This is a genomic window from Microcoleus sp. Aus8_D2, from assembly GCF_036702665.1.
Lineage (GTDB): Bacteria > Cyanobacteriota > Cyanobacteriia > Cyanobacteriales > Microcoleaceae > Microcoleus.
Window position 1 is genome coordinate 50,640 of sequence record NZ_JAUBUN010000045.1, and the last position, 10,232, is coordinate 60,871.

10 protein-coding genes and 1 tRNA gene are annotated in these 10,232 nt (G+C 46.0%); 8 read left to right on the forward strand and 3 right to left on the reverse strand.

Features of this window, described 5'->3' with window-relative positions; all coding sequences use genetic code 11:
* Positions 1 to 54: 54 nt before the first annotated feature.
* The 7 genes from QUB64_RS26815 (at position 55) to urtD (ending at position 7,660) form a co-directional block, all read left to right on the forward strand.
* Positions 55 to 783, forward strand: a complete 729-nt coding sequence (locus QUB64_RS26815; RefSeq protein ID WP_333266887.1) for an HAD family hydrolase — start codon at positions 55 to 57, stop codon at positions 781 to 783.
* 121 nt (positions 784 to 904) lie between these two features.
* Positions 905 to 977 (forward strand) — tRNA-Ala (locus QUB64_RS26820).
* A gap of 483 nt (positions 978 to 1,460) precedes the next feature.
* A complete protein-coding gene (gene urtA / locus QUB64_RS26825) occupies positions 1,461 to 2,780 on the forward strand; it encodes an urea ABC transporter substrate-binding protein (protein WP_333266889.1) in 1,320 nt (439 codons plus the stop codon).
* A gap of 378 nt (positions 2,781 to 3,158) precedes the next feature.
* Positions 3,159 to 4,313 (forward strand): ABC transporter permease, encoded by a 1,155-nt coding sequence (locus QUB64_RS26830; protein WP_333266891.1) that lies wholly within the window; start codon positions 3,159 to 3,161, stop codon positions 4,311 to 4,313.
* 26 nt (positions 4,314 to 4,339) lie between these two features.
* Positions 4,340 to 5,482 (forward strand): urea ABC transporter permease subunit UrtC, encoded by a 1,143-nt coding sequence (gene urtC / locus QUB64_RS26835; protein WP_333266893.1) that lies wholly within the window; start codon positions 4,340 to 4,342, stop codon positions 5,480 to 5,482.
* A 206-nt stretch (positions 5,483 to 5,688) separates the two neighbouring features.
* Positions 5,689 to 6,435, forward strand: coding sequence for a TIGR00266 family protein (locus QUB64_RS26840; protein ID WP_333266895.1), 747 nt, complete (start codon positions 5,689 to 5,691; stop codon positions 6,433 to 6,435).
* 475 nt (positions 6,436 to 6,910) lie between these two features.
* Entirely contained in the window at positions 6,911 to 7,660 is a 750-nt protein-coding gene (gene urtD, locus QUB64_RS26845; protein WP_333266898.1) for an urea ABC transporter ATP-binding protein UrtD, read from the forward strand.
* Positions 7,661 to 7,769: 109 nt separating this feature from the next.
* Here the strand turns inward: urtD and QUB64_RS26850 are convergent, their stop codons facing one another.
* Positions 7,770 to 7,937 (reverse strand): hypothetical protein, encoded by a 168-nt coding sequence (locus tag QUB64_RS26850; RefSeq protein WP_333266900.1) that lies wholly within the window; start codon positions 7,935 to 7,937, stop codon positions 7,770 to 7,772.
* Here QUB64_RS26850 and urtE point away from each other — a divergent pair.
* A complete protein-coding gene (gene urtE, locus QUB64_RS26855) occupies positions 7,929 to 8,627 on the forward strand; it encodes an urea ABC transporter ATP-binding subunit UrtE (RefSeq protein WP_333266903.1) in 699 nt (232 codons plus the stop codon). The two genes, QUB64_RS26850 and urtE, sit on opposite strands and share 9 nt — an antisense overlap.
* A gap of 110 nt (positions 8,628 to 8,737) precedes the next feature.
* Here urtE and QUB64_RS26860 read toward each other — a convergent pair whose 3' ends face one another.
* A complete protein-coding gene (locus QUB64_RS26860) occupies positions 8,738 to 9,352 on the reverse strand; it encodes a pentapeptide repeat-containing protein (protein WP_333266905.1) in 615 nt (204 codons plus the stop codon).
* Positions 9,353 to 9,555: 203 nt separating this feature from the next.
* Entirely contained in the window at positions 9,556 to 10,026 is a 471-nt protein-coding gene (locus tag QUB64_RS26865) for a chemotaxis protein CheW (RefSeq protein ID WP_333266907.1), read from the reverse strand.
* Positions 10,027 to 10,232 lie beyond the last annotated feature (206 nt).

The window sequence follows — 10,232 nt, forward strand, 5'->3', positions numbered from 1 at the left end:
GACCAATGACTAATGACTAATGACTAATAACTAATGACTAATGACCAATGACTAATGACTCTAAAAGCAGTTTTATTTGATTTTAATGGCGTTATTATTAATGACGAGCCGATTCACGAGAAAATCATCGATCGACTGATGCTTGATGAAAATCTCCAACTCAAACGTGGGGAGTTTCGGGAAGTTTGTTTGGGAAGGAGCGATCGCGCTGGGATTACCGAACTGCTGAAGCGCCGGGGACGATATCTGACAGAAACATACCTCGATCGCTTGCTGCTTGGCAAGGCCCAAGCTTATCAGGAAACAATCAATAGTTTGGAAACATTGCCCATTTATCCGGGTTTGGCAGAATTTATTGCCAAAATTCGGGCTGACGGACTGAAAATGGCGGTAGTTAGCGGGGCAATACGATCGGATATAGAATTGGTGTTAGATCGATCGGGTTTGACAGCAAATTTTGAGTTAATTGTCGCAGGCGACGACTTGATGGTGAGCAAACCCGCACCCGATGGCTATTTGTTAGCAGTAGAGCGACTCAACCAGAAATATCCCGACTTTAACCTGCAACCGATCGAGTGTTTGGCCCTAGAAGACACTTTTGCGGGGATTGAAGCGGCGAAAAAAGCGGGGATGCAGGTAGCGGGGGTGACTCACACTTACCCGTTTCACATGATCCAGCGCCAAGCTAATTGGACGGTGGACTATTTTGCTGATTTAGAGTTGGACAGAGTAGCGGAACTTTGCTCGATCGCCCCCACGGAGCCGGCGGCGGAAAACTATTGACGTTTTTAGCCGTTACGTGCTACTCTAGGTGACGGTCTGCCCAAGTAAAAGCAAATGCGACCTGCAAGCCTTTGAGATTCGGCAATCGGGCATCTAAAATGCTTGCATTGAAAGTCAATCAGGGGAATTAGCTCAGTTGGTAGAGCGCTGCGATCGCACCGCAGAGGCCAGCGGTTCGAGTCCGCTATTCTCCATAAATCAGTGGACAGTTGACAGTGGACAGTTGACAGCTTGCCCGCTGGCGAAAGAGAAGGGTTGCAGAGTAGGGGAATCAAACCATTTATGCAGTACGGGTATCGGCTCTATTCATCAGGTTATTTATCTGGGCGCCCGATGTGGCTGTTGCTATATTTGTAGAAAGGGCGATCGTCATCTGCTTTGATATTTGGCTGGTGCGATCGACCCAGTTACAGGCTCACTCCTAGCATCTATCACGTATTTGTATAAAAAAGCGGCTTGCTAATTTCAGACAGATTGCTGAAAAGACGTATCTTGGTGTCTAAACTCCATTTCTCCCGCAGTTGCCATCAATCCACACAAAACCTTCATTTTGTCAATCAATAATAAGTTTTGTATCAAAACGTACAACACTCTTGTTAAGCTAGTCTTAATATCAAGTCGCTATATGTTATTATTCTCAATCATCTGACTGAGCTATTCAGGAGTAACTAGAAAAAATGACAAAGCGATTCGATCGGCGGAAATTTCTTTTATACAGTTCTGCTACCCTAACATCAAGTTTATTTCTAAAAGCTTGTAGAACTCCGACTCCAACAGCAACCCCAGCCGCTTCTCCAACAGGAACTACACCATCCGCACCAGCAGCCAGCAGTGGAAACACGATCAAAGTAGGAATTTTACATTCCTTGAGCGGCACAATGTCCATCAGCGAAAAAAGCGTTGTCGATGCCGAACAATTAGCGATAGAAGAAATCAATAAAGCTGGCGGCGTCCTCGGAAAACAAATCCAAGCAATAGTAGAAGACGGCAACTCAGACTGGCCAACTTTTGCCGAAAAAGCCAAAAAATTGATCGATCAAGACAAAGTTGTCACCGTCTTCGGCTGCTGGACATCCGCCAGCCGCAAAGCAGTATTACCAGTATTTGAAGAAAAAAATCATATGCTCTGGTATCCCGTACAATACGAGGGTCAAGAGTGTTCCAAGAATATCTTTTATACGGGGGCGGCGCCGAACCAGCAAATCGAACCCGCAGTAGACTGGCTGCTAGAAAATAAAGGAAAAAAATTCTTCTTAGTCGGGTCTGACTACGTTTTCCCCCGCACGGCAAATACCATTATCAAAGCACAGCTAGCAGCCAAAGGCGGCGAATTAGTTGGCGAAGATTACATTCCTTTGGGCGGTACAGAAGTCACGCCAATTATCACTAAAATTAAGGCAGCTTTGCCAGATGGCGGCGTCATTTTCAATTCCCTCAACGGCGACAGCAACGTGGCATTTTTCAAACAGTTGCAGGGTGCAGGTTTGGGCCCGGATAAATATCCGTCAATGTCTGTCAGTATTGCTGAAGAAGAAGTAAAGGCGATCGGTGTAGAATATCTCAAAGGCCATTACGCCGCCTGGAATTACTTCATGACTGTGGAATCTCCCGCAAATACAAAATTTGTGGAAGCTTTCAAGGCAAAATACGGAAAAGATAGAGTGACCAACGACCCGATGGAAGCAGCTTACATCATGGTTTACCTGTGGAAGCAAGCCGTCGAAAAAGCAGGAACACCCGACGATTTGGAAAAAGTGCGGGCAGCAGCTTTGGGTCAAACTTTTGAGGCGCCAGAGGGCAAAGTAACACTGGAAGCTAACCATCACCTCTCTAAATTTGTGCGGTTGGGCGAAGTCAGAGAAGACGGTTTGTTTAACATCGCTTTTGCTACGCCAGAAGCAGTCAAGCCGGTTCCTTGGAATCAGTTTGTCGCTGAAACAAAAGGCTTTTCTTGCGATTGGTCAGACCCCGCAAAAGGCGGTAAATTTAAGGCTTGATAAGTAGCCAATACCAATTTTATTAATGTTGGCAACATATCTTCGCTCCCCCTAGGGCGTGTCTTTAAACCCGGAGATCCCCCCCGGCCCCCCTTAATAAGGGGGGAGTAAGAGCATTCTTTCGTCAATCCCTACTCCCTTAATAAGGGGGAACTGGAGTCTTCTTTCGTCAACCCCTACTCCCCTTAAGAAGGGGGAACTGGAGTCTTCTTTCGTCAACCCCTACTCCCCTTAAGAAGGGGGATGCGCGGGGGATCTTGACTAGGCTATAAGCGAAATATACAGAGGGTTTTAGTTCTAAGTTGACACCAATGGGATAAAACCCGCCTCTAATTATCCGAAAACAAAGTTAACCGACTTGATGCAGGAGGAAAAAAAGTGGCGATATTAGACGGTTTATTTAACGGCATTAGCATCGGCGCTGTTTTGCTAATTGCAGCCCTGGGATTAGCGATTATTTTCGGGCTGATGGGCGTGATTAATATGGCTCACGGCGAGTTGATGATGCTGGGGGCTTATACAACTTTTGTAGTGCAGAATGTCTTCAAAGGGATTGGAGGATTTGCCTTTGAAATGTATATTTTATTTGCCATTCCCTTAGCTTTTTTAGTGGCTGCACTGGTAGGATTAATTCTGGAACGAGGCGTGATTCGCCATCTCTACGGGCGCCCGCTAGAAACTCTGCTGGCAACTTGGGGCGTAAGTTTGATTTTACAGCAGTTTGTCCGCAGCGTCAGTTGGGTGCTGGTAATTGGGATTGCGGTGTTCTGTTTGCTATTTTTTGGCGGTTTGCAGGTGCTGAAATCGCGCTCGGATTTCGATCGCACTCGCAACACATTTACCGCCATAATTTTACCTTTATCTTTGGGTATTTCGTGGGCGGCGAGCGCATTTTTAGCACAAACTTACCAACTCGCAGTAACTCAACCTTGGTTTGGCGCTCAAAACGTTGACGTGACTGCGCCCGGATGGCTGCGCGGAGGCATCCCGCTGGGAACTTTTCAGTTACCCTACGCCAGACTTTTTATTATTGCGCTGACAGGCATTTGTTTGGCGGGAATTTACCTATTTTTACAAAAGTCTGTGTGGGGATTGCGGATTCGCGCTGTGACGCAAAATCGCAGCATGAGCGCTTGTTTGGGAATACCTACGGAACAAGTAGATGCGCTGACTTTTGCTTTGGGTTCCGGGTTGGCTGGTGTCGCTGGGTGCGCGATTAGTTTGATTGGTTCCGTAGGGTCAAATACCGGGCAAAATTATATAGTTGATACTTTTATGGTGGTGGTTGTGGGCGGTGTTGGCAAGATTATGGGGAGTGTAGTTGCTGCAATGGCGATCGGCACTGCAAATTACCTGATCGGTTCGGGAACATTAGCATTAATGTTCGCTCCTGTCAAGCCTTTAGCTGATTTTTTTACATTTTTCGCCACCACCAGCATGGCAAAAGTGATGGTATTTGCCTTAATTATGGCTTTTCTGCAAGTGCGGCCGGGAGGAATTTTTCCGCAAAAAGGACGCACAGTTGAGAATTAAAAACTACAGCTTTGAGCGCCAAAAAAATGAAGAATACAGAAAAAAAGGCTCTGTTCAAAGAAGCAGCAATTGTAGGGGCGATCGCCCTAATTGCGATCGTGCTCGTCCCAGGAATAGTTCCTGACGCTCGTCTAAACCAATTGGGACGATTTTTAGCACTAGCAATTGCAGCTCTCGGTATAGACTTAATTTGGGGATACACAGGTTTGCTCAGTCTGGGACATGGCGTATTTTTTGCCCTAGGTGGCTACGCCTTCGCCATGCACCTCAAACTACAAATACCCCCAACCGCCAGCAGTCAATTACCCGAATTCATGAGCCTCTACGGTGTCACCGAACTGCCCTGGTTTTGGCAACCATTCTATTCATTTCCCTTCTCAGTCGTCGCAATATTCATCATCCCCGCCATCTTGGGCGGACTTTTAGGTTACTTAGTATTCCGCAATCGAATTCGAGGCGTATACTTTTCAATTCTCACCCAAGCAGCAACAATTGTATTTTTCAACTTCTTTAACGGCCAGCAAAAACTGATAAACGGCACCAACGGACTCACAGACTTTAAAACCCTGTTCGGAGCCACAGTAAACAATCGAGATACTCAATATATTTTCTACATTCTCACCATACTATTTTTAGTAGCAACTTACGCCCTCTGCCGCTGGCTGACAAGCGGGCGTTTCGGGCGGTTGCTATTAGCAATTCGCGACGACGAAGTGCGCCTGCGTTTCTCCGGCTACAATCCCACAGGATACAAAGTTTTAGTATTTGCAATTTCCGCCGGTTTAGCCGGGATTGCAGGCGCTTTATTCACCGTACAAACGGGAATTATTTCGCCAAAAGCAATGGATATCGCATTTTCCATCGAAATGGTAATTTGGGTAGCAGTGGGAGGCCGCGCCACGCTATCAGGAGCAATATTGGGCGCGCTGCTAGTCAACTTTGGCAAAAGTTTCTTGAGCGAACAATTCCCCGAAGTCTGGCTGTTTTTCCAAGGCGCGCTATTCTTAATAGTAGTCACAGTCTTGCCCGACGGTTTAGTCGGATGGGTGCAATATCAAGATTTTGAGCCAATTCGTCGCTTGTTCAGAAAACCAAAGTACGCATCTACTTACCCCAGCCTGGAACAAGACCCCGAAGTGCAGCACGAAAAAGAAGAACTTGAACATTGATTGCAAAAATATCGTGTATATATAAGTAGGCGGACTTAAATAAATGTCACCCGTTCGAGAGAAACGAAGCAATTGCCATAGACTAGAGACCAGTTTTCCTCCGGCTCGCTTCGCTAACATCACTCGCACCCAGATGCAATATATATGTCCACCTACTTAGATATCAGTAGCAAGCAGCTTCGTTTTTTTAACTTGAGGGGAAACGTATGGCAGATATTATTGACTACAAAATCTACGGCGACGATTTGCAACTCATCGAGATTGAACTAGATCCCAAAGAAGGCGTGAGGGCTGAAGCTGGAACCATGACATACATGGAAGGCGACATCCAAATGCAAACATCCACAGGTGGCGGCCTCTTTCAAGGTTTCAAACGGATGCTGACAGGAGCGGGTTTTTTCATTACCACCTTTGTCAACGCCGGAAATCGCAAGGCCCGCGTCGCTTTTGCCGCCCCCTATCCGGGTAAAGTAATTCCCCTCGATTTAGGCAAACTTGGCGGTAAATTTTTATGTCAAAAAGACTCTTTTCTCTGTGCCGCCAACGGGATTGAAATAGAGGTAGCTTTCACCAAGCGGTTGGGTGCCGGTTTCTTTGGCGGAGAAGGCTTTATTTTGCAAAAATTGCAGGGTGACGGGCTAGCTTTTGTTCATGCGGGAGGAACAATAGTTGAGAAAAATTTGGGAGTTGGCGAAGTGTTGCGAGCAGACACTGGTTGTTTGGTAGCTTTTGCGCCGACGGTAGATTACGATATTCAGTTTGTTGGTGGCTTTAGAAATGCTTTATTTGGCGGCGAAGGTTTGTTTTTAGTCAAGCTAACGGGGCCGGGAAAAGTGTATTTGCAAAGTCTGCCCCTCTCGAAGTTGGCTGAGCGGATTATGGCTGCAAATCCAGCTCTAGTAACGAGCAGTTCTAACAGTATTTCGTTTGACTTTATGAGCAATCGTGGCTAGTGCCCATGTAGGGTGCGTCTGTCAGCAGATTTGTGGGCTTTTCCAGAGACTATTGGCTGATGCACCTAGGAAGTTAAAATTAAAATGGTATTGGTTGTTGTATATTGCTGAATAAAAGTTATGTAAGGTGCGTCAGCTCGGAGATTTTCGGCTTTTTCTGAGAGTGTTGACTGACGCACCCTACAATTAAAATTAAGGACAAGCAGTTTGTAAGGTGCGTCAGTCAGTAGATTTTTGATTTTTTTCAGGGACTGTGTACTGACGCACCCTACAACTCAAAGTCAACCGGTGCGCAGTTATGTAGGGTGCGTCAGTCAGTAGATGTTTCGGCTTTTTCTGAGACTGTTGACTGACGCACCCTACAACTCAAAGTCAACCGGTGCGCAGTTATGTAGGGTGCGTCAGCCCGGAGATTTTTCGTTTTTTCAGGGACTGTTGACTGACGCACCCTACGAGGAAAAATAAGGATAAGCAGATGAAGGGAAAAGTATTAGAAATAGAAAACTTGACTGTTAGTTTTGATGGTTTCAAAGCCATCAATGGTTTAAATTTCAGTATGGATGCGGGCGAACTGCGAGTTATCATTGGCCCCAACGGTGCGGGGAAAACAACTTTTCTCGATTCGATTACCGGGAAGGTGCAGCCGACGGAAGGGCGGGTAATATTTAAAGGTCGCAATTTGCAGAAATTGTCCGAATATCAAATTGCTCGTTTGGGGATTGGCCGCAAGTTTCAAACGCCGCGAGTTTACTTAAATTTAACGCCTAGGGAAAATTTAGAGCTATCTTGTAACCGCGATAAAAATGTATTTCCCACTCTGTTTAAGCATTCTCCTGTAGAGGAAAAGCGCACGGTTTCAGGTTTGTTAGAAACAATTGGTTTGGTTGCTAAAGCTGATACTGCTGCTGGTTTACTTTCTCACGGGGAAAAGCAGTGGTTGGAAATTGGGATGTTGGTGGCGCAATCTCCTGATTTGTTGTTGGTGGATGAGCCTGTGGCGGGTTTGACTGATGAGGAAACGGTGTTAACTGGAGAGTTGCTGATTTCGCTGGCCCAAAGTCACTCGGTGTTAGTGATAGAACATGATATGGAGTTTGTGCGGCAAATTGCTAAAAAGGTGACGGTGTTGCATCAGGGTGCTGTTTTGTGCGAGGGAACGATGGATGAGGTGCAAAATGACGATCGCGTAATTGAGGTATATTTGGGAAAACCGGAAAGTCATTAGTCATTAGTCATTAGTCATTAGTCATCAGTCATTAGTCATTAGTCATTAGTCATTAGTCATTAGTCATATCAGGCTCGGTAAATTAACCACAAGATTTGTAGGGGCGGGTTTACCAACAATCTTTCATTCTCACCGACAATCTACATAAACCCGCCCCGGCGACAAAATTTGAGCCCGGGGAATTCAACGGACACGATACCAATGCCCAATGCCCAATGCCCAATGCCCAATTCCCAATTCCCAATGCCCAATTACCAATCCAAATAATATGCTGCAAGTCTCTGATTTGAATGTTTATTACGGCGAAAGTCACATTTTGCGCGGTGTGGATTTAAGCGTTAATGCGGGACAAATGGTTTGCTTGATCGGCCGCAATGGTGTGGGCAAAACTACGATGCTAAAAACGATTATGGGCTTGCTGCAACCGCGCAGCGGCACAATTAATTTTGGCGGACAACCTATTGCTTCTAAGTTGACTCACCAACGGGCTAAATTGGGGATTGGTTACGTGCCTCAAGGGCGCGAAATTATTCCGCGTTTGACTGTGAAAGAAAATCTGTTGTTAGGTTTGGAAGCGAAACCAATTATGACAAAAAATCCTGAAGTTCCTGATGAGATTTTTGAGTTATTTCCGGTTTTGAAGACTATGCTCGATCGCATGGGGGGCGATTTGAGCGGGGGACAGCAGCAGCAGTTAGCGATTGCTAGGGCTTTGATGGGTGAGCCGAAATTGTTGGTTTTGGATGAACCGACGGAGGGGATTCAACCGTCTATTATTTTGGATATAGAGGCTGCGGTGCGCCGCGTGGTTGCTACTAGGGGAATTTCGGTTTTGTTGGTGGAGCAGCATTTGCATTTTGTGCGGCAAGCTGATTGGTATTATGCTATGCAGAAAGGCGGAATTGTGGCTTCGGGAAGCACTAGCGATTTGAGTGATGCGGTGGTTCAGAAATTTTTGGCTGTTTGATTTACATTTTTGAACCGATATCAAAGAAACCGGGTTTTTATGGGATTAAGGGCTTTGATGCAGTAGCTCGTAAAAAAACCCGGTTTCTGCCTCTAGGAAAGATTCTCTTATTAATTTTTTCGGCCGTCGGGCATTGTGGTGCCGGCCATGCTGGCTCGATCGACACTAGCGCCATCTATATTAGCATTGCGGAGGTTGGCATTTGACAGGTTGGCGTCTCTCATGTCGGAAAATCGCAAGTCGGCGCCGTCTAAGTTTGTCCCTGTCAAGTTGGCTTTGCGGAGGTTGGTGTTGCTGATTCTGGCTCCGATTAATTCGGCGCCGCTTAAGTCGGCGCGAGCAAGATTGGTGTTGACAAAATCTGATATCTCGAAGCGACTACCGCTGAGGTTGGCGTCTGATAAATCTGCTCCTGTGACGATCGCATTTTTTAAGCGCAGGTTAACTAATTTTACGGCTCGCAGGTCGCAGCGGGCGCAGCTTTGAGTTAGCAGGAGGGTTTCGACGTTGGCGTTGATTTGGTCAATTTGTTGCTGGGAGAATCTTTCGGCAAATTCTGGGGAGACGTAGCCGAGTTTTTTGGGATCTTCGGCTTTTGGTTGGGGTGTTTGTGGTTGCGGTATTGCTGTTTGCCCGATCGCCCTTAGTTGGAGTCCCAGTTTCGGATATTCTAGAGTTGCGCCAAAAATTAGCAGGGCGATCGACAATATTGTGAATTTTTTCATAAAAAAATTGCAAATAGACTATTTATAGTGTATGGTCTGTTGCCCATTTATCTCGCTATAATTTTATCACAATTCTCATCTTATGTCTGCTTAAAATAAAAGTCTAAATTTAGTTTATAGTCAGGAATGCGAGTTTTATTGCAAATCAGAGGACTCGCATTCCTGACGGCAAACACCTAACATTGATTAGCAGCGCGCTACATTTAGTTAAATAGATCCAAATTCAGATAAAAAACTTCGGAACCGTCAGGTGCGCGAATCAACTTTTCTATTAGCGGAGGCAGTTGCTGTTGGCGGTACAATTCGGGAATTTCGCAGAAGCTTTCTTCGGCAATTTCTAAAATCTTGGGCATATCAGGAATGGCAATCCCCAAGCGATCGCTCTTATTTAAGGTGCAAACAATTAAATAGTTGCAGTCAGCAATGCTCCGGCTGCTGGGGAAAAATTTGGATAAATTAATCAGGGTAATCAGTTCTTCTTGGTGCCGCACTAAACTTTGACCGCTATCTAAAAAGCCGTAGGGATTAAAGTCTTTAACAACGCGCTGCACTTTTTCAATAGGAACCGCATAATTAACGCTTCCCAGTTCAAAGGAAACAAGTTTTCGAGGAGGAGTTCTGGCAGCGCCTTGTTTCTTGCTGCGAAATCGACGATTATAATTCGTGTGAGTCATGCGATTTTAGATTGGGAACGGGGAATGGGGAATGGGGAATGGGGAATGGGGCATCGGGCATCGGGCATCGGGCATCGGGCATGGGGAATTGGGGCATGGGGAATCGGGGCATGGGGAATCGGGGCATGGGGAATCGGGAATTGGGAATTGGGAATTGGGAATTGGGAATTGGGAATTGGGAATTGGGAATTGGGAATTGGGAATTG

Coding starts and splice junctions, on each gene's coding strand:
- QUB64_RS26815 (WP_333266887.1), top strand. CDS start 55: ATGACTCTAAAAGCAGTTTTATTTGATTTTAATGGCGTTATTATTAAT.
- urtA (WP_333266889.1), top strand. CDS start 1,461: ATGACAAAGCGATTCGATCGGCGGAAATTTCTTTTATACAGTTCTGCT.
- urtC (WP_333266893.1), top strand. CDS start 4,340: ATGAAGAATACAGAAAAAAAGGCTCTGTTCAAAGAAGCAGCAATTGTA.
- QUB64_RS26840 (WP_333266895.1), top strand. CDS start 5,689: ATGGCAGATATTATTGACTACAAAATCTACGGCGACGATTTGCAACTC.
- urtD (WP_333266898.1), top strand. CDS start 6,911: ATGAAGGGAAAAGTATTAGAAATAGAAAACTTGACTGTTAGTTTTGAT.
- urtE (WP_333266903.1), top strand. CDS start 7,929: ATGCTGCAAGTCTCTGATTTGAATGTTTATTACGGCGAAAGTCACATT.
- QUB64_RS26860 (WP_333266905.1), bottom strand. CDS start 9,352: ATGAAAAAATTCACAATATTGTCGATCGCCCTGCTAATTTTTGGCGCA.
- QUB64_RS26865 (WP_333266907.1), bottom strand. CDS start 10,026: ATGACTCACACGAATTATAATCGTCGATTTCGCAGCAAGAAACAAGGC.